Below are 25,235 nucleotides of genomic sequence, written 5' to 3' on the forward strand. Positions count from 1 at the left end.
CACTACTTGGATAGTGGACGTTCCGAGGATCGGCCGATTTGCCCGGTCGCTAACCCAGAGTTGGTGGCGCGGATTGCTTCCTCTGATCTGTTCGATGCGGAGTGGTACCGGACGACTCAAGCGCACGGCGTGGCACGGGACCAAGCCGCACGACACTACCTGCAGGATGGCGCCGCACGTGGGCTGAGCCCGGGCCCACTGTTCGACGGCCCATGGTACCTCGACAATAACGCCGACGTCGTCGCGGCGGGCCAGAACCCGCTGCTGCACTACCTGAACGATGGGCATTCAGAGGGGCGGCCGATCTGTCCCTTCGCCGACCCAGTGGCGCTAGCGCAGATCGAAGGCTCCGATCTGTTCGACGCGGAATGGTACCGGACGACTCACGTCCCCGACCTGTCGCCCAACCAAACCGCACGACACTACCTCCGCGAGGGAGCAGTCCTCGGGATGAATCCCGGCCCTTTGTTCGATGGAGGGTGGTATCTCGGCAATAACACCGACGTGGCCACAGCGGGTTCGAACCCGCTGCTGCATTATCTGGACAGCGGTCGCGCGGAAGGGCGGCCAATCCGTCTAGCATACGCCCGCGACACCGGCGCCCGCGCGATCGAGACTCTTCCCATTGTCCTGCGTCAGGGCACGACCGCACGCATCGTCGTGGTGGTCCATGCCTTCTACGTCGACGTGTTCGAGAAACTCTTACCGCACCTTGTGCGGGCGATCCCACAATTCGACCTGCTGGTCTCGACCGACCAGTCCGCCAAGAAGAGCGCGATCGAGGCGGCCGCGGCGCGCGCCGGCCTGATTCACCGCTGTCGGGTCGTGCTGGCGGAGAACCGCGGCCGCAACTTCGGACCGCTCGTCGCGGTGTTCGCTAAGACTATCCTGCGCTACGACTACGTGCTCCACGTCCACACCAAGAAATCGCTGTTCAGCGGTGCCGAGCAGGTGCGCTGGCGCGACGAGATCTATCGGGCGCTGTTCGGGAACGCTGCCTGTGCTGCCATCGCCCTAGCGCTGTTGGAGAAGGACCGTCAGATCGGCCTATTCTTCCCGGAAACCAGCGCGCACGTCGCCCACTGGGCCCACACTTGGCTCTCGAACGTTGGGGCTGGCCACAGTCTGCTCGCCCGTCTGTGCCTACCCTATGACGGGTTTGACGAATACCTTGACTACCCCGTCGGCGGCATGTTCTGGGCGCGCGTCGACGCCCTTCGTCCACTGCTGACCGCGGGATTGACCCTCGAGGACTTCCCCGAGGAGCACGGCCAGACCGACGGAACACTGGCCCACGCGATCGAGCGTGTGATTCCACTAGTGAGCCGGGCGCAGGGCTACCGCGCCGTCTGCTTCGACTATGGTCGAGGGCTCGCGCGCTACGACAGCAGCGCCCGCAACTGGTATCAGTACAGCGCCCGCTCGCAAGAACAAGCGCTCGAGGCGCTCATCGATGTTGACCTCATCTCGTTCGACCTGTTCGACACCCTCGTGAGCCGTCCGGCCCGGAGACCGGATGCGGTGCTCAAGCTCGTCGAGCACCGCATCGCGACGGAGGAAGGTCGGCCCATCCCGCTCTTCGCGGAGCGCCGGGCCGCCGAGAATCGGGTCCGGGCTCGCAAGCACCATCAGGGCGACGTCAACTTGTTGGAAATTTACGCGGACCTCGCCGCCGTGGGGACGATCCCCGCCGACGTTATCGCGCGGGCGCATGCCCTGGAGAAGCGGATCGACCTCGGCGCCCTACGCCCTCGCACGGAAGTCATCGCCGTCCTTCAAGCGGCGCACGCGCTTGGCAAGCGGATCGTCCTGATGACGGACACCTACTACGAGGAGGCCGACATCCTCGCGATCCTCAGCGGGGCCGGGATCGCCGACCTGTTCGCCGCGATCTACGTGTCCAACGCGGTCGGCGCGCGCAAGGACCGAGGCGACCTGTGGCGCTACGTCGAGGAGGCCGAGGCGGTACCGCGTGCTCGCTGGCTGCATGTCGGCGACAACGAGCACTCGGATATTCAGGCGGCATGCGACCGCCGCATCCCCTACTTGCACGTCGCCCACCCGGCCAAGATCCTCGCCCAGAGCGGGTTCGTGCGGGACGAAGGCGATCTCGTACGGACTTGGCCGTCCGACCTGGTTGTCGGCCACGCCATGCTGGCGCTGTGCCGCAATCCGTTCCTCGGTCGAGCCACCAGCCCCTACCTATCCCTCGGCTCCAGCCGTGAGATCGGGTACGCCGTGTTCGGACCGCTGATGCTGGTCTTCATGTCGTGGCTGATCCGCCACGAGGCCTTGGCCCGGGTCGAGCGGCTGTACTTCCTGGCGCGCGAAGGCGACGTCCTCGTCAGGATCTACCGGCTCATCCGGGAGCGCTACGGTTGGGACCACCTGCCAGAGGGGCGCTACTTCCACGTCTCCCGACAGACGGCGATCGCCGCCGCCCTCAGCAAGGCGTTCCGCCCGGACCTCGTGACGGCGGCCGGACGCTACGTGGGCACCGTCCAGGGGCTCCTCTGGAACAGGGCCGGGTTCACGGCCCCGGCGCATCGCGAGCTCGACCAAGTCGCGGTGCGGCTTCCGGCGGACACCCCGACCGTCGAGCGGATTATGACCGACCTCGAGCCGGAGATCGCGGCGCATGCCGCCGACATGCACCAGCGCCTCCTGGCCTATGCCCAGCAGGAGAAGTTGGACGGCGACGCAATTTGCGGTGTCGTCGATGTCGGGTACTCGGCCACGATCCAGCGGATGATACAGACGGCGCTCGGCCGGCCCTTGGTCGGATTCTATCTGGCGGCCCTGGACAAGGCGAAGGCCGTCGAGGCGGATGGCGGCTCGGCCTTCGGCTGCCTCTGCGAGAACGTCGCGACCTTGACCGCGTCGATGCCCGCGCTGAGCCACTCCCTCTCCGTCGAGGCCTTCCTGACGGCCGCGCACGGACAGGTGGTGGGCTACGACACGGCGGGCGATCGGATCGAACCACTGTTCAAAGCGGATCCGCGGACGCCGGAGGAGCACGCTATCCTGGCCGAGCTGCATGCCGGCGCCGAGCAGTACGTGATCGAGACCATCGACCTCTACGGGCCGGAGCTGCTGCAGGCCGAGATCCCCCTGATGGCATCGCAGGAACTCTTGCGCATGCTGATGGAAGGCCAGATCGCGACGCCCTCGGAACCGATCAGGAAGCTCGGCGTCGAGGACGATTTCTGCGGCTTCCCGCTCCACAAGGTCTACGCGGCGGTGTAGCTGCAGCGGCCTGCCGGCCGGGGCCGCTCAGAATGCGGCGAGGGCTTGAAGGATCGCCGCGGATGAAGCCGCGTAATCCGCATGCATAGGATGAAGTCCCTCCGTCTGCACGGCGTGGCCGCGGACGAACAGGAGTTTCGCCCCGCTCGACTCGATCAGGCTGGTGAAGCCGCGAAAATAGAAGGCCCGGTTGTCGTGGGTCAGGGCAATGACCTTCGCGCCCGGGCGGCAGAAGAGGCAGTTGATTAGGGCGGAGCTCGCCGACCCGACGACGATGTCGGCCGCGTGGTAGATCTCGACCTGCTCGGCGAAGGTGTGATTCTCGGGCTGAATGACTTCGAAGCCGTGAGGCTGCAGGGCGTCTGCGATCTCCGCTTCATTAATCAGGCGACGCTGCGTGAAGCCGCGCCGGGACAGGATGATCCGCCGCCCCGTCCGCCGCAGGTCGCCGCCTTGCGCAGCGAGCCGCTCCAGGATCTTGCCCCGCGTGGCGGCAAGGACGTCGCTCGGCCAGATCGCGTCGTAGATGGGCAGCCCAGGCCGCGTGTCGAACGGGTAGAACGTCGGCACCGGAGCGAGGCCGAGTTCGCCGAAACGGATCGCTACCGGCGGCAGGACCCGCACCGGGCGGTCGCGCTCGTCCATCAGCGCGATGATCTGCCGGTGAGAGTCCGGCATCTGGTCGTCGATGCAGAGTGGCAGGCCCGTCGGGCAGGCGGGATCGTTGAAACACAGCATCCGCGGGACGAATTCGAGCAGCCAGTGGCCGTATTGCCGGCTCTGGAAGCCGAACAGCATCAGGCCGGCATCGATCTCCTGGATCTCGGCGGGTGCCTCGACCAGCGCACGTTCGCGGCCCCAGACCGCCAGCATGATCTGACCCGGATTGACCCCGTCCTTGATGTCGGCGAGGCCGCGGAGAGGGTGAGCCGCCAGATCGTAGATCAGGCGCTGTCCGTGCAGAACGACGTTGCTACGGGGAAAAGTCAGGCAGTCCTTGAAGAGCGCGACGTATTGCGGTGGTGCGTCGAGGGACCCCGGCTGGGAGGTCAGCGCAATCGAGCCCCCGAGGAATTTTACCTCGGGCTCGGCAATGGTGCGGCCGGCTAGCAGCTCGCGATAGCGCCCGTGCCCGGCGTCGGCGACCTGTCGCGCCGAGACGATTTCATAGATACCGACGGGACCGAAGCCGGCGATCGCCCGCGTGCTCTCGTGCAAAGCCGCAGCCTCTTCGTATCGGCCCGCCTCCGCCAAAGCGTTCATCTGCAAGATGCGCAGATTCCGGATCTTGCTGCTGAGGCTGTGACCGTCCCCGGTCGAGAGGCCGGCATCTCCGCCATTGAGGGCGAAGGCGAGGCGGTAGCACTGGATGGCGGGTTCCGCCCGGCCACGGCACTCGTGATCCCAAGCCGCACCCAGCAGCGTTCTGGCGGACTCGTGCAGGGCCGCCTCGAACCCTTCGCGCGCCCTGATCTCGGCGATGAACGCCGCCGCCTCGTCCCAGCGCGCGTGCTCGACAAAGTCGCGCAGGCGCGCTGTCGCGGCGATCCATCGCCAGCGCTGAGGATCCCGGGGGACGATCGTGGCGGCGAGCTCGTAGGCGCGCGCCGCATCCCGGAACCGAGCGCCGCCTTCGAGGCGGAACCCGAGGGCTTCGAGGTGTCGCAGGGTCGCGGCCACGCGCGCAACCGAGGGAGGCTCCGCGCTGAGCAGGGCCGCCAGCGTCTCGAGCCTGGTCGGGGCATTGCCGCTGTCGATTGACCGGATCAGGTCGATGAAGGTCGCCGTCGGCCGCATGTCGCTCCCGTCTCCAGCATCCGAGAGCTACGTGCCGACGCCCACGCTCTCCAGGCCGCGCAACACCTGTCCTGGCGTGACCGTGTAGTTGACGTGGAACGGGTGCGTGTTGTCGCTCGGGACCGTCGAGCCCCGGATGAAGAGAACCTTGGCGTCACTTGACTCAATCATACTGGTGTAGCCGCGGAAATTGAACGATCGGTTCTCGTGGATCAGCGCGACGACGCGAGCCTTGTTGTTGCAGAAAATACAGTTCGTCAGAGCCGAGCTTGCGGATCCGACAATGACGGCGGCGCTGTGATAGAGGGCGATCTGCTCAAGGAACGACAGCTTCTCCGGGTACACAACTTCGAAGCCGCGGCGCGCCAGAACGTCGATGATCTCCGCTTCATTGACCAATTGGCGCTGAACGAAGCCCTTCCGTGAGAGGAAGATGCGCCGCCCGGTGGTACGCAGATCAACACCGCGCGCTGCCAGTTTGTCGAGCACGGCGCGCTGCATGGCGCCGAGGACATCCTTCGGCCACACCGAGTCGTAGACCGGCACACCCGGTCGCGCGTCGAACGGGAAGAAGGTCGGGACTGGGGCGACTCCGAGCTCCTTGAAGCGGACCGCCTGCGCCGGAAGCGGCAGGATCGGTCTCGTGCGCTCGTCAAGCAGTTCCACGATCTGCCGATGCGTCTCCGGCATGTGGTCGTCGATGCAAATCGGGAAGCTCGAGGGACAGGCGGAATCGTTGAACCACAGCATTCGCGGCACGAACTCGAGCAGCCAGTGGCCGTAGTTCTTGCTCTGGAGCCCGAACAACATCAGGCCGGCATCCAGGGTCTGCGCCTCGGCCGGCTCCTCGACCAGGGCGCGACCGGCCCCGTAGACGGCCGTCATGATCTGATCGGCGTTCTTCCCATCCTTGATATCCGCGACGCCGCTGTCTGGGTGCGCCGCGAGGTCGTAGATCAGGCGGTTGCCCTGGAGTACGATGTTGCTGCGCGGGAAGGTCAGGCAGTCCCTGAACCGGGCAATGTATTGCGGCGGGGCGTTCAGAGTGCCGCAATCGGAAGTCAGGGCCACCGGACCTTCGAGGAAGCGGATCTCCGGCTCCGCAATCCGGCGGGGGCCGAGCATTTCTTTATAATCACCCTCTCCCTCGGTGGTGGCCTGACGGGCGGAGACGATGTCGTAGATCCCCAGCGGTCCGAGCCCGAGGACGTGGCGCGTCCGTTCGTGCAGCGCCCGCGCCTCCTCGTGCCGGCCACCTTCGGCGAGCGCGGTCATCTGCAGGCTACGCAGGTTGCGGATCTTGCGCTCGAGCGTATCGCCGTCGATCGTCAGGGCCTGTCCGCTTAGCTGGTCCCGGGCGATCCGGGCGAGCAGGTAGCTGCGCACCGCGCCCTCGGCGTTGCCGGCGAGTTCGTAATCCCAGGCGATGTGGATCAGCGATGGGTCGTTCGGCCCGCGGTCTCCTGCTGCGGCCTTGGCTTGTCGCAGCTCCTCCAGGAGGCCGTCCACGGCGTCAAACACCTGGCGCCGGCACAGGTCGACGATGCGCGTCCGGACGGCGGCCAGATGGTACTGGGCGGTGCGGGATCGCGAGGTCCGGGCCGCCAGCGCGTAGGCGCGGGCGGCGAGGTCAAGGCTATCCTCGCCCTGGAACCGAAAACCCAGGGTCGCGAGGTGCTGCGCGGCGGTCTCGGCCCGGTCATCCGCCACGGTGGCGAGGGCGCCCTCGATCGCGTCGAGCGCGGCCGTGCCGTTCGACCGATGGGCCTGCGTCAGGATGCGTCGAAAGTCCGCCTGCATCGTCCTCGACCGTTCCCTCTCACGCGCCTAGCGAGCCGCCAGCGCCCGCTCCGCACAGCCGCAGACCTCCGCAATCTGCTCCCGGGTGATCGTCGGGAAGAACGGCAGTCCGATGGCGCCGGCGGCGACGCTCTCGGTCCACGCCAGGCTGTCGTGCCGGCAGGTGGCGAAGGCGGGATGGGCCTGGCAGCCGGTGCCGTACCAGCGCCGCCACTGGATCCCGGCGGCGTCGAAGCCGTCCGTCACCGCCTTGGCGGCGGCGGGCTCGAACAGCGCGTTGACCGTCATGGTCAGCCAGTCCGCTCCGAAGCCGGGCTGCATGCGCACCCCGATCCGGTCGAAGCCCTCGACATAGGCCAGCGATGCCTCGCGCAACTGCCGGATGCGCGCCTCCAGGCCGTCGAACACCGCCAGGCCGACGGCGGCGGCGTATTCGGAGATCCGGAAATTGCCGCCGCGCACCTCCGAGACCCGGCTGGTCGTCGTGAAGCCGAACCCGGTCATGGCGGTGGTCTGCTCCACCAATTTCGTATCGGTGGTGAGGATCGCGCCCCCCTCCCCGATCCCGAGCGCCTTGGTGGCGTGCAGGCTGACGCAGATCGGCTGCGCGCCGACCCGGCGCAGGTTGAGCGTCGCGGCAGCTGCATCGAACACCACCGGGATGCCGTGCACGGCTTCGAACGCCTCCCAGGCGGCGGTGTCGATCGGCGCCCCGAATGGGCTCACCACCACGACGGCAGCGACATCGCCCTCCGCCATCGCGAGCGCCCGCTCGGCGATGGCCGGCGTCAGTGACAGGGTGTCGAGATCCACATCGGCGAAGAACGGCTCCAGGCCGACATTCACCGCCGCATGCGCGGTGGCCACGAAGGTGTAGGCCGGCATCAGGCAGAGCCGGCCGGTGCGCCCCGCGATCCGGTAGCGCAGGGCGAGCTCGATGGCGCTGGTGCCGTTGCCGGTGATCGTGGCCGCGACCGGCGCACCATTGGCCCGCTCGGAGACGAAGGCGCAGAGCTTGGCTGTGAACTCGCGGGAGAGCGGCCCGTAATTGCTGTAGGTGTGCGTCTGATCGATCCGGCGGAGATACGGGACGATCGCGTCCGTCTCCGGCAGGCTGGGAATGAGCACGGGGATCATCGTCGAGACACGTCCTGACTGTCGGCCGCCACCATCCTCATATGCACGCCCGGTGACGGCGCCCGCTATACATGGCCGGGCGCGGCCGCGGAAGGCGCCGGCTCGGAGGGCTGCCTTCCCCTCCTCTCAGGCGCGTCGCAGGGGCCGGGCCGGCAAGGCGTGCGCGGGATTTCCGAACACCGTCTGACCCGGCGCCACGTTCCGGATCACGACGGCGCCGGCCCCGACCAGGGCATGCGCGCCGATCCGGATCTTCGGGATCACGCAGGCACCCGTTCCAATGAACGCCCCCTCCCCGACCTGGACATGACCGGCCAAGTGGACGCCGGGGCTCAGCGTCGCGAAATCCTCCAGCGCGTTGTCATGGGCGATCGTGCAGCCGGGATTGACCAGCACGTGCTCGCCGAGCCTTGCATCGGCGGTGATGGTGGAATGGCCGAGGATCACGGCACCCGCGCCGACACGGCTGCTCGCGCCGATCAGAACCCCGGGATCGATGATCGAGCCGAACTGCGCGCCGATCTCTGCTCGCAGATGCGCCACCGCCCGGGCCCGGGGCCCGGGCTCGCCCAGCGCCACGACGAAGCGCAGGCTATCGTCTCCCGCGAAGGTGCGGACATTTCGGACCACCGGCTTTCCGCGAAAGGTCTCCGGCGCGTCGATGCCGGGATCGACGATGCTCGCCTGCAACTCGATCGCGGTCTCGTGCGCGTTCAGGCGTTCCAGGACGTCGACGATCTCGCGGGCGAGGGCGCCGGCCCCGTACAGGACGAGGCGAACGGTCATTGCGCCGGCATCCGTGACTGCCTCCGGGCTCGACCCGATCCAACTAACGGCCTGTCGCTCGGGTGATCGTCCATGCGCGGGAGTTCCTGCCTGTCCGGCGCCCTGCCCTACACGAGTCCCCGCGGGCCCTCCAGGGTCGGTGACCATACCGGTCCGTATGAGTCCGGGTCCGGGTGCCTCGTCACGGGGCGTCGGTTCCAGTACACCGCCCGCGGTTGGGCTGCCCGATGAGCGAGTGCGTGCAAGGCGCGGAACAGATGATGAGGCCGACGGAGACTTTCATCGCCCTGATCCGGACGGTGACCGCCGACAATGCCTCGGACATCGTCGAACGCATGCGCGCCCTTGCGGATCGCACGGGCGCCGAGAGCGCCGCGATGCGGCGGCACCTGGGGGCGCTCGCATTCCGCCTCGAGGGCAATGATCATCTCGGTGCCGCGGCAGACATCTACGATCTGATCGGCACTCTCGTCCCCGACAATCGCGAGCGCTGGACGAGAGCCGCCGCCATCGCGCGCCTGCGCGACCTGTGCGGACGCGGCCGCTTCGACGAGGCCAGCACCTATGTCGCTCGCCTTCGTACCGAAAGCGATGCGTCCGCGCTCATCCAGAACGGCGTTGCGATCTTGCTCCGGCTCGGTTGGGAGCATGAGTGCCGGAACGAACCCGGGCCTTGCCTGCAATGCTACCGCCTCGCCTTTGAGCTGAATGGTGGCGACGCGGGCGTGACCACCGAAGACGGTGACCGGCTCAGTAGCAAGGTGAAGAACCTTCGCCGCCTGAGGCTCGATGCCCTGCTGGAAGCCGGGCGCTTCGACGAAGCGATCGCCCTCCACGCGCAGACCCGCCACGTCACCGGCTCCGGTCCGCTGTCCGCCTACGACATGGTCTCCGTGAAGGCCCTCGCGGCGGCCGGCGGCGCCCGGTATACTGAAATCCGGCCCGCCCGCCGCATCGCGGCACCCGAACTGCGCTTCTGGGAGCCGCCGCCCACCCTGCGCTCCGAATCGGGCGGGCTCGACATGCCCGCTCAGTATCTCGCGTTCCTCGACGGGTGCCGGGCATTCCCGCGCAGCAATGTCGTCGTCGCTGGCGATAAGCTCGTCTACGATCTAGCAGCGCACCCGCGCCGCCGGGACGTCCTGCTGCAGGATGGCCTCAACCCGGATCAGATCATGACGGCCGCGTTCGGCGCGACGCGCGCCCTCGTGGAAGTGCCCGAGGACGCGCATGCGGTCGAGGCCGGGCTCATGATGTTCGGCCTGCAGAGCCGAAATTACGGGCACTGGTTCTGCGAGTTCGTGCCGCGCATGCTCGCCTACAACGATCCGCGCTGCCCGGACGGGATCCCGCTCTGCATCGACGACCACATGCCGGACTCGCATGAGGAGATCCTGCGCCTCCTCGACACGCGCGAGCGGCCGGTGATGAAGCTGCCGCCCAAGCCGGTCGAATTCGGGCTTCTCGGCATGGCGCCGGTTCCGGCCTTCTTCCCGTTCGACATGAAGCCCGGCCGGCCGTTCTACGACACGGTCTGGCCGGCGGACATCTTCGCAGCCGTGCGCGAGCGGATCCTCGAGAGCGCGCGGGAGCGCGGAGTCCTGTCGGAGCGGACCGACCGGCGCCTGTTCATCTCGCGCAAGGCCTTCACCCAGCGGGCGCTGGTGAACGAGGAGGAGATCGCCGAGCGCCTACGCCCCTTGGGCTTCGAGGTGATCTACCCGGAGACGATGTCGTTCCTCGAGCAGGTCGACGCGTTCCACTCGGCCGCTCTGGTGGTCGGCTCGTCGAGCTCGGCCCTGAGCAACGCCCTGTTCTGCCGGCCCGGCTGCCGGATCCTCGGCCTGATCCACGAGGAGCTGGCCTTCAACTTCCGGGGCTATACCAGCTACATCGAAGTCGGGGGCGCGCGGATCCTGTTCCTGCGCGGCCGGACACTGCATCATCCGGGCGTACACGCCTTCCACGTGAGCTACACCGTCGATCCGAGGAAGGTCGTCGCGGCCGTCGCCGCCCTGGAAAACGAGGTCGCGTCCGGCAAGCCCGCGGGCTTCACCCTCTCGGACGCGGACAGCCCTCCCATCCGCGTGCCGGATGATAACGTGCTCCGGTCGCCGGCCGGCGCGGAGCCCGTGCGCGTCGGTTCCAAGCGCCTCGCGCGCGTCACAACCCTGGCCGCCGGTCCACACGCGAGTCCGAACCAGGGCCTGAGCGCCCTGGAAGCAATAGCCTACCTCGCCGGCGAGCCCCATTCCGATCAGCCCGCCTGCGCCTCGCCGAGCATCGCCGCCTTCATCCGGACCTGGGGCGATAGCCTGCCGCAGGCGGAGCGCGACGGCCTGCTCCTCCCGCTGGTCCCGCGCCTCGTCGGGACGAACGGTTCGGAGGCCATGGAGCACCGGCGCATCGCGATGGTCGCCGATTGGCTCGTCCGCACCCACGTCCCAGCCTGGTTCCGGCTCGCCAAGCTGAACGTCGAGGCGGACGAGCTCGCCGACCGGGCCGAGCTCACGGATGTCGCCGATCTCGCTTCCCTGTGCGATCACCTGAAGCGCGTCCGCAAGCGGGCGGCGGTCGCCAACCTCACCCTGCGGCAGACCGGTTCCGCGGTTCGGGCCGCGGCCTGGGATGCAACCCAGCAGGCCGCCTGGGTCACCGTCCGGGACGCCCTGGAGGAGGCCGGGCCGCCGATCCTCGCCGCCGGCTGGGATGCGGCCTATGCGGCCGCCTACGCGGCGACCCGGGCGTACGGGAAGGTGCCGCTTGAGCCGACGCGCCGCGCGCTTCAGCACGCCGCCCTCGCCCTGGTGGAGCGCATGATCGAAGCGCGGGACCCGGACCCAGCCGGGTCCGACGCGCCGGGAGGCCCGATCCCGGCGCATCCGAGCGCCGAACTCCGCCCATGAGCGGCGATCGAGGCGATGACGGACCGCCGGTCGATCCGGCCGGAGCCGGCTTAACGGCTTCGGCTCTCGCGGGAGCGCGCTGCCTCGTGCTGGGCGGTGCCGGTTTCCTGGGCCTGAACCTGTGCAACCGCCTGGCGCAAGCCGGCGCCGAAGTCACCTGCTTCAGCCGCAGCCAACCGCAGGCCGAGGTCCTCGACCGGCGCGTCGCCCGGGTCACCGGCCAGTTTGCCGATCGGCTCGGCATCGCCAACGCGGTCGAGCGTCAGGATTTTGTCTTCCACCTCATCGCCGGATCAATCCCCGAAAGCTCAAACCGCGACCCGTCAGCGGAACTGGCCGCCGCGCCGATCGCGACCCTGCATCTCCTTGAGATCTGCCGCTCGGCCCGGATCAGGAAGGTCGTGTTCGCGTCCTCCGGGGGCGCGATCTACGGGATCCCGCGCGCCACCCCGATCCCGGAACAGGCGCCCACCGAGCCGATCTCGGCCTACGGCATCAGCAAGCTGATGATCGAGAAGTCCCTCCACCTGTACCGGCATCTCCACGGGATCAACTATCAGATCCTGCGGATCGCCAACCCGTATGGCCGGTTCCAGCTCGGCAACAGGCACCAGGGCCTGATCGGCAGCTACATCCACCGCGTGCTCGCGGATCTGCCGCTGGAGGTCTGGGGCACCGGCGAGGTCGTGCGCGATTTCCTGCATATCGACGATGTCAGCGACGCCTTCCTGGCCGCTGTCGGCTATGACGGCCCCCACAAGGTGATGAATGTCGGCAGCGGCACGGGGCTGAGCGTCAACCAGATCATCGCCGAGCTGGAGCGAGCCTTCGGGTGCGAGCGCCTGCCCTGCCTGTACAAGCCGAGCCGCGCCGCTGACGTGCCGGCCAACGTGCTCGACACCACGCTGATTCGGTCCGAGCTCGGCTGGCAGCCCCGGGTCGGCCTGGGCGAAGGGCTCACCAGCACGATCGACTGGATGCGGGCCCATCTGGCGAATCCGGCCCGCTGAGGCCGGCGAAGCCCGAGAGCCGTCGTGCTCGCCGGCACAGCCGATCGGCGTCCGGCCAGGTATTTCGGGCTTCGCCCCGGAGCGGCCATGTTTCTCGCCGACAGGGCAGCCCTCCGATCCGCGAGGAGACCGCATGTCCTTCCTGCACGATCTGCCCATTGCCGACCTGATCGCGAATTACGGCTACATCGCCATCTTCGTCATCATCACGCTGGAGAGCGCCGGCCTACCCCTCCCGGGTGAGACGGTCCTGCTCACTTCGGCGGCCTATGCTGGCAGCACCGGCAACCTGAGCATCGCCCTCGTGGTGGCGATCGCCGCGACCGCCGCGATCCTGGGCGACAATGCCGGCTACTGGGTCGGCCGCCGCTGGGGCCTGCCCCTGCTCCTGCGCAAGGGCCACCTGATCGGGCTCGACCACGGCCGGCTCAAGCTCGGGCAGTACCTGTTTCGCCGGCATGGCGGGAAGATCGTGTTCTTCGGCCGCTTCACCGCGATGCTGCGCGCCTATGCGGCGGTCCTCGCCGGCGTGAACAAGCTCGATGCGCGCCGTTTCATGGTCTTCAACGCCGTCGGCGGCGTCGCCTGGGCCTCGATCATGGGCTTCGGCGCGTATCTGTGCGGCCGCTCCATCGAGAACGTCATGGGTCCCGTGGGCCTTGCGCTCCTAGCCTTCGTGCTGTTCGGTGCCGTGGCGCTGTGGATGTTCATGCGCCGCCACGAGGCGCGCCTGATGGTCGACGCTGAGGCCGCGATCCCCGGCCCGCTGGTCGAGAGCTCGGCCGCGCCGCGCCCCGTCGCCGGGTAAGATCGGGCGCCGCCCGTGGCAGAAGGCCTGCCGTCGCCTGAGGCCTGTCGCCGGGCCTCTTCCGGGTTGACCGGTCCCAGAGCCGATCGTATCACCCCGCTTCACGCGGCGGGCGCCTTGATCGCGCCTTATCCGGCCGATCCCGCCGCGTGGTCCCGCGCCCGGATCGCAGGACGTCGAGACTGAGACGGAGCCGACCCTTGAGCGAGGACGTGGACGCGCTGCGGGCCGAGCTCGCCGAGACGCAGGCGAGGCTCAAGGAAGCGCAGGGCGAGATGGCCCGGCTGGTGCGCCTGGCCGAGGCCGACCTCCAGCGCCGGCGGCCCGGCGAGCAGTCGAGCGTCGTCGCCTCCTCGGTGCGCCGGCCCCCCGCCAAGGAGGTTGCAGCCCGGATCGCCAAGTTCGTGCATCTCTACCGTGGGGCCGCCGCGGCGAGCCCCGACCGGGCGCCGGTCGTCCCCGAGCAGACCATGCTCGACTGGCTCGAGACTTCCGGGTTGTTCGACCGAACCTTCTACCTGTCCTGCAACGACGACGTCGCGAATGCCGGCGCCGATCCGACGCGGCACTATTACAACCACGGCTCCGAGGAAGGACGCCTTCCCGGCACCCTCTGAGGGACCGGTCGAAGGAAGCGGTCCCCAGGCGCGCGTTCGAGGAATCTGATCGATGCAGGACGGTGCAGGAGACGCCGCGCCGGGTGCGAACACGGCGAAGCCCGCCCTGGAGCCGTGGCAGGACGATTTCTCGACGATCTATCGCAGCGGCCGGTTCGACCACATTTGGTACGCCACCCGCTATCCCGATGTCGGCCTGACCGACCTCTCGCCCCTCGAACATTACGTGAAATACGGCGCCCGCCTCGGGCGTCAGCCGCGGGCGGACTTCACCGCGGAGCCGGACGAGACCTTCGACGGCAGCTTCGTCAACCCGTTCGCGGCCTGGATCCGCGCGCGCGCCGAATCCGAGCCCGCGCCGGCTTGGAACCGGCCGGTCGTGTCGGTCCTGTGCATCACCTACAACCAAGCCCGGTTCATCCGCGAGACCCTAGACAGCATCCTGGGTCAGGTCACGGATTTCCCGTTCGAGCTCCTCGTCGGCGACGACCGCTCAAACGACGGGACCGCGGAGATCATCGCGGATTACGCCGCGCGCCATCCCAACCTCGTGGCGGTTCTTCGCACCGAGAATCTCGGGCCGAACAAGAACTTCGCCGACCTCGCGGCCCGCTGCCAGGGCGAGTACGTCGCGATCTGCGAGGGCGACGATTACTGGACGGATTCGAGCAAGCTCCAGCGCCAGGTGGATTTCCTGCGGGCGAATCCGGAATTCACCCTCTGCTTCCACCCGGTGCGGGTTCTCTACGAGGACATGCCCGGCGTCGAGGAGATCTATCCGACGCATTCGAGCCCGCAGCCCTCGCTGTCCGACCTGGTCGCGCACAACTTCGTCCAGACCAACAGCGTGCTCTATCGGTGGCGCTATCACGGCGAGGAGCCCTTCCGGCTCGACGAGGGCATCGCCCCGGGGGATTGGTACGTCCATCTGATGCATGCCGAGGTTGGGCGCATCGGCTTCCTGCCGCAGGTCATGGCGGTCTACCGCAAGCACGCGGCCGGGATGTGGGCGACCTACGCCACCGAGCTCGCCCGGCACAAGAAGCTCGGCAATTCCGAGATCGCGTTCTTCCGGACGCTGCGCGGCCATTTCGGCGGGCGCTACGCCGCCGGCTACGAGGCCTCGCAGAAGGCGATCTTCCGGCGCTTGGCCGAGGCCTATCTCGACGAGGAGGACGTCCCGAGCCTCGGCGCGCTGATCGACGCCAATCCCGACATCGCCCGGGCGGCCCTGCACGATATAGGCCTCGACGCGCCGGAGGATCTCTCCGGCGAGCCGGCGGCGCTGCGCGCCTGGCTCGAGGAACAGCTGACGGTCAGCGTCATCGTCACCGCCTACAACCATGCCGGCTACATCCGCCGCTGCCTCGACGGGGTGCTCGCCCAGCGCGGCCTGTTCAAACTGCAGGTGGTGATCGGCGACGACCGCTCCACCGATGGGACGCCCGAGATCGTCGAATCCTACCGGCTGCGCGATCCGGAGCGGATCACCGTGCGGCCCCGGGAGCGCAATCTCGGCATGCTGCGCAACATGCAGGATTGCATCGGCGCCTGTACCGGCCGCTACATCGCCTTCTGCGAGGCCGACGATTACTGGCTGTCCGACCGCAAGATCGCGATGCAGATGCGCGTGCTGCGCAACGACCGCGCCCTCGACATGTGCTTCAACTGGGTCCTGCTGCACTATCCGGCGACCGGGTCCTTCGTGCCGCACGACGAGCAGGGCCGCTACCCCACCGGCACGATCAGCTTCCCGGTGCTGGCCAACGCGCCGCTCACCGCCAACTTCTCCTGCTGCTTCTACCGCGCCGAGGCCCTGCGTCGGGTGCCGGAGGCGTATTACGAGAACGTGGCGGCGGCCGACTGGCTGATGAACCTCTACGTCGCCGACAAGGGCCGTATCGCGTTCCTGCGGGAACTCCTGTCGGTCTACACGATCCAGGACAAGGGCCAGTGGTCGGGCCTGCCCGAGGACATCAAGAACGCCCGGGTGGCGCAGTACCAGAAGCAGTTCGCCCAGATCTTCGGGGAGGGGCGCGGCTTCGAGAAATACGAGGTCGGCTGCACGATCGCCGAGCTCGACGGCGAGCTTCCGGATTCCTTCGCTCGGGCGAACCTCGAATCGCCCCAGGACCGGGTCTGGGCCGAGATCCAGGACGGACAGGTGCTGCTCTCCGGCTGGGTCGTCTCGGCGAGCCGGGCCAAGGCGACGCTCATCGCCGAGGTCGACGGCGAGGTTCAGCGGATACGGGTGGACGTCCACCGGCCCGACGTGATCGCGGCGGTGCTGGGCGACATGCCGACCACCATGGAGGAGGCCCGCTGCGGCTTCCGCCTCACCCTTCCTTATGCGCTCCACCTCGAAGTGCTGCTGTCGATCGAGGTCGAGCACGAGGTCGTGCCGTGGCTGTCGATCATCTTCACGCATCGGGTGAAGCGAACCGATCGCCAGGGGTAAGGCGGCGGGCTACCGGCTCCCGCCGAGCAGGCGCCGCACCCGCTCGAACGGCGTGCGCGGCCGGTCGAGCACCTGCATCACCTCGGTCGCCAATCGCGCTGCGACGATCTCGCGCGCCGGATCGTCGTAGTGGACGATGTCGTAGAAGGTCCCCTCCTCCCGATCGCGAAAGAGACCGCTGAGATCGAGCGCCGTGAAGGTGCTGCGGTAGGGCCGCCGCCGCGCGAGCACGGCGGTGAACGCTTCCAGCTTGGCGTACTGGCGGTCGAGATAGGCCAGGAACGCCCCCGAGGCGACGCTCCGCTCCACCTCGGTGAGGTGGCGCTTGCGCAGCACAGTCGGCTGCAGGACGCTCACGATCGGCACGGCGTGGTCGTGGGACAGCTTGGTGAGCCGGTGCGCGGCGCGCTGGTAATGGTGGACGATGGCATCCTCCCAGCCGGGCGTCTGCCAGCCCACCTCCGCGCGCAGCCGCTTCAGCTCCTCGTAGATCAGCGTGACCAGCGCGTCGTAGGACAAGCCGTCCTCCCGCGCCCGGGGATCGTGCGTGTCGAAGAAATGGTCGTAGAGCCGCTCGGTGATGAAGGCGTTGTACGGGTAGCCGGGCCGCGGATCGTAGGTCCAGGGCTGGAACAGGTCGGTGCTGCCGCTCATCACCACGATCGCGTCGGGCTGGTAGCCGACGAGCCTCGACCAGATCAGGTGGGTCATCTGCGTCAGGCAGCTCGACATCACGCCGAAATTGTAGACCCGCGCACTGGCGAGCCCGTCCGTCCGCAGGACCCGCTCAAGGCGCCCGGGCAGGGTGTTGGCCAGCGTGCCGCCGTCGATCGTGGTCGAGTCGCCGACCACGAAGACCCGGGTCTCGCCGGGGGGCTTGTACGCGGTGATGGCGGTGGCGTTGAGGAAGCCCTGGGCGTCGAACGGGACGCCGTAATGGCTCGCCCCCGGCTTGCCGGCGAACTGGATGTAGGGGCTCGGGTGGCGGGTATTCGAGTCGAGATAGCCGAAATGGTGCAGGAACTTGCGCCGCCGGGCCGCATCCTCGCTCTCCGGCGGCGGCCAGATCTGATCGACGCCAGGGGCGGTGAGCGCGGCCAGCATCGCGGCCTGGAGCGCGGTGTTGCCGGCGGCATTGAGGCGCACGCCGTCGTCGCTGAATGCCGGCTTCAGAGTGCCCGTCTCGGTCGCCAGCAGGGGATCGTGGTCGATGAAGGCGGCGCCGTATTCGTGCACGTGGTCGCGCAGCCACGCATTCACCTGCGCGATGAGTTCGATGCGCCGCCCGGTAACGGCTGGTGAGGCCGGGTCGACCGGCGGGATCGAGCCGACCCAGCTGCGCACGTACAGGTCGCGCGTGTCGCTGAGCATCGCCCGGATGTCGGCCACGATGCCGTCGAGCATGACCCCCGGGTTGCCGCCGAGGATATCGTCGCAACCGCAGATCAGGTGGAGCCCCCGGGCTCCGTAGAGGGCGATCTCGGAGCGGAGCCGGCGCGCCATGTCCCGGGTCGCCTGCCCCGGGATTCCGCGCGCCACGGTCTGCGGCCCGGAGAAGGCTTCCGGCATCTGCGCCGTCCAGGACGCGGTCACCGAATCGCCGAAGAACAGGATCGGCCCGAACGGGAAGAGCGGCCTGTCGCCGGCCCGGGCGCTGCTCATGCGGTCGCCATCGTCATGCGTGTCGTCACAATTCGTGGTGTGGCCCGTGTTCGGGCCGGCCGGTTCAGCGGGCCGCGAAGATCTCGATCCCGTCGAGGTGCAGGACCTGCTCCTCGTCGAGATCGACCTTGAGGTACCGGAACCGGGCATTGTCGAAGCGGAGATGGAGCGGGATGCCGGGATGCCAGTCGGCATCCACCGCGTCGAAGACGAGGCGGTAATCGGTTTCGGTCTCGCCGAGCCAGACCCGCATCATCTGGGCGCGCTCGCTGAGCTGCCCCCAGCGGTTGTAGAGCCGGATCTCCGAGACCCGCTCGACCGCGCCGAGATCGAGCACGAACCAGGGATTCGGCTCCAGCGCCGTGTGGAAGAAGAACGATGGGTCGCCGGTGGTCCGCTCGCCGTAGACGCCCGTGGTCCCAGACCAGGGCGAGGCCGAGCTGGCGCGCCAGGCCTTGTCCAGCGCGATGTTCTCGGACGGCCGGACCGAGACCAGGGTGTCCATCTCCAGCTCGCCGATCAGCGTCTTGATCTTCTTCGAGGCCTCCCGCAGGGGCGGGATCTCCACGTTGAGCTTGTAGATCAGGTTCGACAGGATGCTCTGGTCGAAGCGGTGGTCGATGAAGCCGTCGAAATCGGGCAGACCCATCTGGTTGGGGATGTCGGTGACCACCCGTTCGTCGCCGGCATAGCGCAGCCACTCGGCGACCAGATGGCGGGTCTCGGAGCTGACCATGAAGGCGATCCAGGTGGCCTGGATCTGGTCGGCGTTCCAGTAGCGCTCCGCGTCGCACTCCATGAGCACGAAGCAGTCGCGCTTGGTCCAGACCCGCTGCGGCTTCCCGTGCAGCACGCCCACCGCGACCCGGCGCCCGGACCCGGCGAGCCAGGTCAGGAGCGGGGCGACCGGTGGCAGCGGATCGTCGTCGATCGCCTGCATGCCGGTGTCGGTGAACACGATGAAGTCGCCGTCGCGGCTCTGCGCCAGCGCCTCGGCGATGATGTAGGGCTTCCAGGCCCAGTTCCCGGCGCCCCGCGACCGGTCGAGGATCGCCCTGTGCGCCTCGTAGAACGGCGTCCCGCTCAGCCGGTCGGGCGACCAGCTCTCGATCGTATCGAAATCCCCGGTGGCGGCGGCCGCGGCGACGAGGCGGCGCTGGCTCACCACGTAGTGGTATTTCGCGGCGAAGCTGACGAGCGTCTTGCGGCGGTCGCGCAGGTGGCGCCGCTGCTGCATCAGGATCTCGGCCCGGTGCATCCCGAAGGCGTTGACCCGCAAGGCTTCCGAGGGCTGGACGGCGCTGGCCAAATCGATCCTCCGGGATGGCTCGCGGCGCTTGTCACCGACTTTCCGGCCTTCGGCAAGGCGCGCCGATAGCATGCGGTCAGGCGTCGTCGAAGGCTAGGTTCTCGATCGGGTAGTCGAGCATCAGCGCCCGCCGCTCGGGCGAGTTGTCCCACTCGCCGACCTTCGTGTAGCCGCCGGCCACGTCCAGCACCTCGATCACTTTGCCGATGGTCGGGATGCTCTTGAAGTGCTGTGGCCAGCCGGAGGCGAAGTAGAACACCTGCTCGATCCGGTCCGAGAGCTGGCAGACCCCCGGGCCGAAGGTGCCCAGCCCGAACACAAGGTAGCGCCCGTTCATCAGCGCCGCGACGTCGTCCGTCAGCGCGCCGCTCTGGATGGAGAACGGCACGCCGCGCGCCGCGATGCAGGCTTCCAGCGCCGGGATCACCGGGTTGAGCCGGTTCTCGAACACCAGCTTGATCGCCGCGATCCGACCCTCCGCCAGCAGACGGTCGATGACCATCCGGTAGAAAGCCAACGGCGGTTGCGGGTATTGCGGCGCGACCCAGGTGCCGAAGATGTCGCCGGAGCGGATGTGGATGAGGAGTTCGTCATCGGGCTTGTCCGGGATCTGCGCAGGCAGCCGGCTGAACAGCGGCCGGATCGTGGTCCGCACGATCTCCCTTGTCTCCTCCGGGCCCAGCGTGCCGGCGAGCCGCTGGATCCCGAGGTCGAAATACATGCCCGACAGGTAGGACCCGTCCGGCGGCAGCGGCTCGGAGCCCGGGATGAAGGTGATGCCGCCGAGCGTCACGGGCCCGGACAGGGCGATCACCTCGCTTCGGTCGGCGGCGGGCAGCTTGACCGTCTTGAGGTTGAGGTTGCGGGCGATGCCGATCGCCAGCAGGCACTGGATCAGGCAATTGCCGAAGGCACCGCATTCGTAGAGCGCGAGCCCGACGAGCGCGCGCGACCGGGGCCGGTCGGCGCTGACCAAGCTGTAGGTGACGTAGGGGTTGGTCCCCGGCCGCTCGCCGGCCATGTCAAAGGACGCGCCCAGGACGTGCCGCAGGGTGATCAGGTCGAACGACGCGCGATCGCACCAGATCTGCACGGTCGGGATGTCGCGCCCGACGGGACGGCTCACGCGGACATAGCGGGCCCACGCGCACGCCCAGGGCTCGACAAGCGCTGCCCCCTCCCCGTCCGGGCTCGCCCGAACGGGAAGCTCCGACCAGACCTGGCCGTCATCCGAGACCGCGAGGCTCGGGGCCTCGCCGGCGCCCGCGACGGCATGGATCGGGAAGCGCAGGCCGAGATCGACCTGCAGCCGGACGATCCCGGTAGGGTCGGGGCGTCGCGCCTCAGCATCCAGGCGATGCCACGGCTGGCCCGCCGCCAGGTCGATCAGGTCGTCCGTCCCGCCGAGTGCCGCACGCATCGCCCCTGGATCCTTCCGACCGCCGGAAGACCTTTCGAGGCCCGGAGCCGGTCCAGCCTGCCGGTGGCGGTCATCCCCGCCAGTAAACGGACAGGAGCGCCTTCGGCAAGCGCGCGCGTCGGCCCCGCCTTCAGCGCAGGGCCGGCGCGAGGTTGCCGGGCATCAGGATCGCCAGGCCCGTGCCGGGCCTGCTTCCGGTGGCGGCGTGATGGCGGCAGCCGTTGTCGCAGAAGGCGCGCAGCGTGCGTCGGTCCAGGCCGACATCACACCGCACGGCGTCGTCCAGGGCGGAAAGGACGCGGTAGTTGCGCGCCGCCGCGCGACGGGTCTGGATGGATTTCAGGATATCCAAGATCATTTCCCGCTCTCCGTCTGAACGAATATGAATTGAATACCGCGTATCGACAGATGAGAGCGTGGATCTATCTGAAAAGCGCCGCATCACCCGTTTGAGCGATGCGAGGATCTGAATTTGACCTCTCCGGCATGGGCGTTACCGGCTGTCGGGACGGGCTGGGGGCAGAGCAGCAGGAGTCGCATCAGCTCGGCCTGTCGGCGGGTCCCGGTCTTCTCGAACAGGCGGCGCAGATGCGCGCGCGCCGTATGCAGGGTGATCCGGCGCCGGGCCGCGCTCGCCGCGAGGTCGTTCCCGGCCAGGATATCGGTGGCCAGGGCCGCCTCGGCGGGGGTAAAGCCGAACTGGTCCTGCAGCGCGCCCAGATCCGGCAGCGGCGCGGCATCGGGGTCCATGATGCGCAGGAGCACGGCGTTTCCGGGGATCGCGCAGGCGGCGATCAGGAGCGTGCCGGTCTCGCCAACGAGGCGGATCGAGCCGCCGGCGCCGACCGCGCAGCGGGCGATGAGCCGGCCGAGCGCCGCACCGTGCTGGGGCGTGGCGCTGCACAGGCATCCGTTCCGGAGGCGCAGAAGGCCCCGGCGGATCAGCGCCTGCGCGGCGCCGTTCAGGAAGGAAGGGTGGCCGGATCGGTCGGTCACCGCCACGCCCTGCTCGAAATGTTCGATCAGCCAGCAGAGCGCGGCCTCCACCGGGACCGCCTCGCCGGCGAATCGCGGGTCGCCGGACCCGCAGGCCGGGTTCAGGTCTCGGTCGGTCCAGGCAATCATGCGCGACCCCCGTCGGATCGATACGGCTGACAGGATGAAGAACCCGCTTCCCTACGAAGTCATTCCCGGGCGCCGGCGGAATTCGTCACTTCGTCTGGATGGTCCGGGCGCGGTACAGCTCGACGAAGCCGCGCAGGTCCCGGGCGTTGAGGTCCTTCACTGCCCAGAGAATGAGGTCGCCGGCGCTCCAGCGCGCGATGAACGTCCCGTCCCGGCGCTCCTCCGCCGGCCGACGCATCGCCGGCCGCCGGGACCACTGTGCCGCTGATCACGTGCCGGTCGTGGCGATAGACCGTGATCGCCATCAGCTTGCCGGCGACGATGTCGATCCGGCCGATGACCAGGGGGTAGTCCCGCTCGGACAAATCGGGGGCGTCGGGGGCGATGATCGTGCAGCCGTTGAACTACGGCTTGACCACTTGGCCGTCGGAGGAGGTGATATCGAAGGGCTGTGGTGCGGCGAGAGCCCGCAGATGACCGGCGAGCACGGCCTCGGCCGATTGCTACGGCGCTTCGGCGGTCCCAAGGGGACCGCGCCGGGCCTGATACATCAATGACTTAGGCCAAGGCGGGACTCGCAAACCCCGCACGGAATCATCGGGTTTTTTGCCCCTGAGGTCCCACCGATTCGACGCCCCTCCCCTCTCGCCGTAGGGGTTCGCCATGGCTTCCAATCCCACCGTCTCCGACCTCTTCAAATCGAAGGACGTCAGCGATGAGGAGGTGAATGCCGCGGTCGACGCGGTGCTCTCGAACGTATCACATGGCCCCTATGCTCTGGCCGAGGGATACGTCCCCGACCTCAAGGCCGCCATTCAGGCCAGCACCTTCGCCACCCTGATTATTGCCGACGTCCAGCGACCCCGCAGCAGAAGTAACATGCCGCGCGCACCGCGATCCTGATGGCGCATCCGGTGAAGGGATAGGCGGTGACTGCAGCCGCCCGATCCGGCATTCCGCCGTTGCCTATCGGCCTGCTCATACGCAACAGACGTCGCGAATCAGCGCTGTCGCAAGACGATAGGCAGCTCGGCATCCCGCAGGGCTCGATTAGCGAACTGGAGCGGGGGCTCGGTGGCGATCAACACGCGCCACCAATCCTGTTTGCTCTCGGCGTTGAAGTAAGCACCGTAGGCCAGCCCCCTGCCCATGTCTGACAATGCAAACCGCGCAGCCGCGATCCAGCACATGATGCGGCGACTGGACGGATTCGCGTGCGGGCTCGGCCTGGACGAGGCCGCCGCACGCCAGATCATTGAGGAGATCGCGGCCGAGATGCCGGACCAGTCCGACGACGAGCGGCTCGATGCCGCCCGCCAGCGCATGATCATCTCGTCGACATAGCGCCATTGACGACGAAGGCACTCCGATCATGGAGGCGGTCAGCGCGACGCGATACCAGATACGGTCGGGAGCCAAATCGTCTGCCGCGCCCTCAAACTGGCGAAATTAGTGCACGGCACCGTGCCCTTTTTACCGCATTCGTTATCACACAACCGTGTAAGCTACCCTTAAGTTGTACGATCGGTAGCTTCATGAACCAGCGTTTCGGTGACGCGGCCCCCCGCAACTTGACCTGGCACGCGTTGCAGCCTCGCGAGAAACGGTGGCACGCGCTGAGACAACGTCCGGTGATCGCTTGGTTCACCGGCCTGTCCGGTGCGGGTAAGTCGAGCGTCGCCAATGCGGTGGACCATGCGCTGATGCAGGTCGGGCGTCACACCATGGTGCTCGACGGTGATAACCTGCGACATGGCTTAAGCAACGATCTGGGTTTCAGCGACGAGGATCGCGTCGAGAACATCCGCCGCGCCGCCGAGACTGCGCGCCTTATGGCAGAGGCCGGGCTGATCGTGATCGTTTCGCTCATCTCGCCCTTCCGTCAAGAAAGGGCAATGGCGCGCCGCATCGCTGGCGACGTGCCTTTCCTTGAGATTTTTATCGATACGCCGCTGCAGGTTTGTGAAGCACGCGATCCGAAGGGGCTCTATCACCGGGCCCGAGCCGGTGAAATCTCCAGTTTTACCGGCATCTCCGCTCCTTATGAGCCTCCGGAGACACCCGATGTGGTAGTTCAGACAGAGGGGTGCACGATCCAAAAATCTGCCGCGTCACTCATCTCTAAGTTGGCGAGGCTCTCATCTGCTCAAGGGGCTGATGTCGCGGATGATGGATCACGGAATATTGATCGGAAAATGGCGCTTGAAGTCGCGTAAGCCTGAGAACTTAGCGTAGCGGACACGCTCCGACACATTTATTGATTATCGGCATGGCGCGAGCAATCGCGAAGCCGGAGGGCGATTGTGAAGCTGTTGCGAAAAAACCTGGGAGTCGGGCAGTATTATAGCTCTGATGACGGCAAGATCGGTGGCGTTATCATCAAGCTGTGGCCCGTCGAGAACGGCTCAGAAGCCCTAGTTCAGCTACGCTCTACTCGCCAAGTTCTGCAGGTGTTCATCCCTAACGGGGATACGCCAACGCGTCATTGATGCGTGGCCAGGGCCTTTTCACCAACAAGCCAACCGGAACTGGACACTCTTTCGCTCCTCGGCGGGATCTCTCGCTTCCGCACGATCCGAGCCCGGTCTCGAAGCGTGACATCGTTCGTCGGTCATTCCAGGCAGGTGGCCTCAAACGCAACGATTGCCATCGACAGCGGGTAGATCGTTGCGAGGTGCAGTTCGAGCATGCCGCCGGCCAGCCCGCCTGACGGCGATCGACCGGCCCGTGTAACGAGCTTCGCGAAGGCCAGTGCAGCGGCTGAGGCCCGCGCTTCGGACGGGAAAGCCGGGGTCCGATTCCACCACTGTCAGCTGCGTCGAACAACGCGCGGTTCGTCTCGACGCCGCGCGCCGAGCTTCCGGAGACAATCAGGCACCGCACTGATCGACCCGCAGCGTCCCGGTCTCAGGGTGCACGCCGGGCAGCTGCTCCGCCGTCCAGCCGAACCGATGCGCCTCGGCACCGAACTGGTCGGTGAACGACAGCGCGTTCGTCCGCATCGCCGCCCATTTGGTTGGTGTAAGGCATTCGGCACGCGAGACGAGCGAGCTTGGACCGGCGCTCAATCTGTTCGCGCAAAGAAGCCACGGTGGGCGGGAGGTCGAATATGGCACCCGCGGCGCGAGCGAATGAATGCTGAAACGGAAAGCCC

General features: G+C 67.7%; 20 protein-coding genes. 9 read left to right on the top strand and 11 right to left on the bottom strand.

The window, feature by feature from the left end; all coding sequences use genetic code 11:
- Positions 1-129 precede the first annotated feature (129 nt).
- Positions 130-3,246, top strand: coding sequence for a rhamnan synthesis F family protein (locus tag AKJ13_RS27640; protein ID WP_050736205.1), 3,117 nt, complete (start codon positions 130-132; stop codon positions 3,244-3,246).
- 27 nt (positions 3,247-3,273) lie between these two features.
- On the opposite strand, the gene AKJ13_RS27645 is transcribed toward AKJ13_RS27640, so the two are convergent.
- The 4 genes from AKJ13_RS27645 to AKJ13_RS27660 form a co-directional block, all read right to left on the bottom strand.
- A complete protein-coding gene (locus AKJ13_RS27645; protein ID WP_050736206.1) occupies positions 3,274-5,043 on the bottom strand; it encodes a glycosyltransferase 61 family protein in 1,770 nt (589 codons plus the stop codon).
- 27 nt (positions 5,044-5,070) lie between these two features.
- On the bottom strand, positions 5,071-6,843 hold the full coding sequence (locus tag AKJ13_RS27650) for a glycosyltransferase family 61 protein (RefSeq protein WP_050736207.1): 1,773 nt from the start codon (positions 6,841-6,843) through the stop codon (positions 5,071-5,073).
- Between the two features lie 27 nt (positions 6,844-6,870).
- Positions 6,871-7,980, bottom strand: a complete 1,110-nt coding sequence (locus AKJ13_RS27655) for an aminotransferase class I/II-fold pyridoxal phosphate-dependent enzyme (RefSeq protein ID WP_050736208.1) — start codon at positions 7,978-7,980, stop codon at positions 6,871-6,873.
- 126 nt (positions 7,981-8,106) lie between these two features.
- The gene (locus AKJ13_RS27660; RefSeq protein WP_050736209.1) at positions 8,107-8,766 is read right to left on the bottom strand and encodes an acetyltransferase; all 660 of its coding nucleotides are present in this window, start codon (positions 8,764-8,766) and stop codon (positions 8,107-8,109) included.
- 257 nt (positions 8,767-9,023) lie between these two features.
- Between AKJ13_RS27660 and AKJ13_RS31000 the strand changes: the two genes are divergently transcribed.
- The 5 genes from AKJ13_RS31000 to AKJ13_RS27690 all read left to right on the top strand — a co-directional run bounded on the left by AKJ13_RS31000 (position 9,024) and on the right by AKJ13_RS27690 (position 16,565).
- Complete coding sequence (locus AKJ13_RS31000; RefSeq protein WP_244471767.1) at positions 9,024-11,672, top strand: glycosyltransferase family 61 protein; 2,649 nt, start codon at positions 9,024-9,026, stop codon at positions 11,670-11,672.
- Complete coding sequence (locus tag AKJ13_RS27675; protein WP_050736210.1) at positions 11,669-12,682, top strand: NAD-dependent epimerase/dehydratase family protein; 1,014 nt, start codon at positions 11,669-11,671, stop codon at positions 12,680-12,682. Before AKJ13_RS31000 ends, AKJ13_RS27675 begins: the two co-directional genes overlap by 4 nt.
- A gap of 133 nt (positions 12,683-12,815) precedes the next feature.
- Complete coding sequence (locus AKJ13_RS27680) at positions 12,816-13,490, top strand: DedA family protein (RefSeq protein WP_050736211.1); 675 nt, start codon at positions 12,816-12,818, stop codon at positions 13,488-13,490.
- A 200-nt stretch (positions 13,491-13,690) separates the two neighbouring features.
- Complete coding sequence (locus AKJ13_RS27685) at positions 13,691-14,107, top strand: hypothetical protein (RefSeq protein WP_050736212.1); 417 nt, start codon at positions 13,691-13,693, stop codon at positions 14,105-14,107.
- A 52-nt stretch (positions 14,108-14,159) separates the two neighbouring features.
- Positions 14,160-16,565, top strand: coding sequence for a glycosyltransferase (locus tag AKJ13_RS27690; RefSeq protein ID WP_050736213.1), 2,406 nt, complete (start codon positions 14,160-14,162; stop codon positions 16,563-16,565).
- A gap of 9 nt (positions 16,566-16,574) precedes the next feature.
- Here AKJ13_RS27690 and AKJ13_RS27695 read toward each other — a convergent pair whose 3' ends face one another.
- The 6 genes from AKJ13_RS27695 to AKJ13_RS32025 all read right to left on the bottom strand — a co-directional run bounded on the left by AKJ13_RS27695 (position 16,575) and on the right by AKJ13_RS32025 (position 22,319).
- Positions 16,575-18,227 carry an SGNH/GDSL hydrolase family protein gene (locus tag AKJ13_RS27695; RefSeq protein ID WP_050736214.1) on the bottom strand — a complete coding sequence of 551 codons (1,653 nt, stop codon included), beginning with the start codon at positions 18,225-18,227 and terminating at the stop codon, positions 16,575-16,577.
- 64 nt (positions 18,228-18,291) lie between these two features.
- Positions 18,292-19,536: a discoidin domain-containing protein gene (locus AKJ13_RS27700; RefSeq protein ID WP_050736225.1), complete on the bottom strand. Its 1,245-nt coding sequence runs from the start codon at positions 19,534-19,536 to the stop codon at positions 18,292-18,294.
- A 76-nt stretch (positions 19,537-19,612) separates the two neighbouring features.
- Positions 19,613-20,956 (bottom strand): hypothetical protein, encoded by a 1,344-nt coding sequence (locus AKJ13_RS27705; RefSeq protein WP_050736215.1) that lies wholly within the window; start codon positions 20,954-20,956, stop codon positions 19,613-19,615.
- Positions 20,957-21,086: 130 nt separating this feature from the next.
- Positions 21,087-21,314 carry a hypothetical protein gene (locus AKJ13_RS27710; RefSeq protein ID WP_050736216.1) on the bottom strand — a complete coding sequence of 76 codons (228 nt, stop codon included), beginning with the start codon at positions 21,312-21,314 and terminating at the stop codon, positions 21,087-21,089.
- A gap of 83 nt (positions 21,315-21,397) precedes the next feature.
- Positions 21,398-22,081 (bottom strand): helix-turn-helix transcriptional regulator, encoded by a 684-nt coding sequence (locus tag AKJ13_RS27715; protein ID WP_050736217.1) that lies wholly within the window; start codon positions 22,079-22,081, stop codon positions 21,398-21,400.
- 85 nt (positions 22,082-22,166) lie between these two features.
- A complete protein-coding gene (locus AKJ13_RS32025) occupies positions 22,167-22,319 on the bottom strand; it encodes a hypothetical protein (protein ID WP_160320635.1) in 153 nt (50 codons plus the stop codon).
- 425 nt (positions 22,320-22,744) lie between these two features.
- Between AKJ13_RS32025 and AKJ13_RS27720 the strand changes: the two genes are divergently transcribed.
- The 3 genes from AKJ13_RS27720 (at position 22,745) to cysC (ending at position 24,297) form a co-directional block, all read left to right on the top strand.
- Entirely contained in the window at positions 22,745-22,984 is a 240-nt protein-coding gene (locus AKJ13_RS27720) for a hypothetical protein (RefSeq protein WP_244471768.1), read from the top strand.
- A gap of 285 nt (positions 22,985-23,269) precedes the next feature.
- Entirely contained in the window at positions 23,270-23,425 is a 156-nt protein-coding gene (locus tag AKJ13_RS27725; RefSeq protein ID WP_244471769.1) for a hypothetical protein, read from the top strand.
- A 191-nt stretch (positions 23,426-23,616) separates the two neighbouring features.
- Positions 23,617-24,297 carry an adenylyl-sulfate kinase gene (gene cysC / locus AKJ13_RS27730; RefSeq protein ID WP_050736219.1) on the top strand — a complete coding sequence of 227 codons (681 nt, stop codon included), beginning with the start codon at positions 23,617-23,619 and terminating at the stop codon, positions 24,295-24,297.
- Between the two features lie 654 nt (positions 24,298-24,951).
- On the opposite strand, the gene AKJ13_RS33200 is transcribed toward cysC, so the two are convergent.
- Entirely contained in the window at positions 24,952-25,083 is a 132-nt protein-coding gene (locus tag AKJ13_RS33200) for a hypothetical protein (protein WP_280137135.1), read from the bottom strand.
- Positions 25,084-25,235: the final 152 nt, after the last annotated feature.

It is taken from the genome of Methylobacterium sp. ARG-1, assembly GCF_001262595.1.
In the GTDB taxonomy this organism is placed as follows: Bacteria; Pseudomonadota; Alphaproteobacteria; order Rhizobiales; family Beijerinckiaceae; genus Methylobacterium; species Methylobacterium brachiatum.

Excerpts from the sequence above, each read along its gene's own strand:
- AKJ13_RS27645 (WP_050736206.1), bottom strand. The coding sequence starts at position 5,043 with ATGCGGCCGACGGCGACCTTCATCGACCTGATCCGGTCAATCGACAGC.
- AKJ13_RS27650 (WP_050736207.1), bottom strand. The coding sequence starts at position 6,843 with ATGCAGGCGGACTTTCGACGCATCCTGACGCAGGCCCATCGGTCGAAC.
- AKJ13_RS27655 (WP_050736208.1), bottom strand. The coding sequence starts at position 7,980 with ATGATCCCCGTGCTCATTCCCAGCCTGCCGGAGACGGACGCGATCGTC.
- AKJ13_RS27660 (WP_050736209.1), bottom strand. The coding sequence starts at position 8,766 with ATGACCGTTCGCCTCGTCCTGTACGGGGCCGGCGCCCTCGCCCGCGAG.
- AKJ13_RS31000 (WP_244471767.1), top strand. The coding sequence starts at position 9,024 with ATGATGAGGCCGACGGAGACTTTCATCGCCCTGATCCGGACGGTGACC.
- AKJ13_RS27675 (WP_050736210.1), top strand. The coding sequence starts at position 11,669 with ATGAGCGGCGATCGAGGCGATGACGGACCGCCGGTCGATCCGGCCGGA.
- AKJ13_RS27680 (WP_050736211.1), top strand. The coding sequence starts at position 12,816 with ATGTCCTTCCTGCACGATCTGCCCATTGCCGACCTGATCGCGAATTAC.
- AKJ13_RS27690 (WP_050736213.1), top strand. The coding sequence starts at position 14,160 with ATGCAGGACGGTGCAGGAGACGCCGCGCCGGGTGCGAACACGGCGAAG.
- AKJ13_RS27695 (WP_050736214.1), bottom strand. The coding sequence starts at position 18,227 with ATGAGCAGCGCCCGGGCCGGCGACAGGCCGCTCTTCCCGTTCGGGCCG.
- AKJ13_RS27705 (WP_050736215.1), bottom strand. The coding sequence starts at position 20,956 with ATGCGTGCGGCACTCGGCGGGACGGACGACCTGATCGACCTGGCGGCG.
- AKJ13_RS27710 (WP_050736216.1), bottom strand. The coding sequence starts at position 21,314 with ATGATCTTGGATATCCTGAAATCCATCCAGACCCGTCGCGCGGCGGCG.
- AKJ13_RS27715 (WP_050736217.1), bottom strand. The coding sequence starts at position 22,081 with ATGATTGCCTGGACCGACCGAGACCTGAACCCGGCCTGCGGGTCCGGC.
- AKJ13_RS32025 (WP_160320635.1), bottom strand. The coding sequence starts at position 22,319 with ATGCGTCGGCCGGCGGAGGAGCGCCGGGACGGGACGTTCATCGCGCGC.
- AKJ13_RS27720 (WP_244471768.1), top strand. The coding sequence starts at position 22,745 with ATGGCTTCCAATCCCACCGTCTCCGACCTCTTCAAATCGAAGGACGTC.
- AKJ13_RS27725 (WP_244471769.1), top strand. The coding sequence starts at position 23,270 with ATGATGCGGCGACTGGACGGATTCGCGTGCGGGCTCGGCCTGGACGAG.
- cysC (WP_050736219.1), top strand. The coding sequence starts at position 23,617 with ATGAACCAGCGTTTCGGTGACGCGGCCCCCCGCAACTTGACCTGGCAC.
- AKJ13_RS33200 (WP_280137135.1), bottom strand. The coding sequence starts at position 25,083 with ATGCGGACGAACGCGCTGTCGTTCACCGACCAGTTCGGTGCCGAGGCG.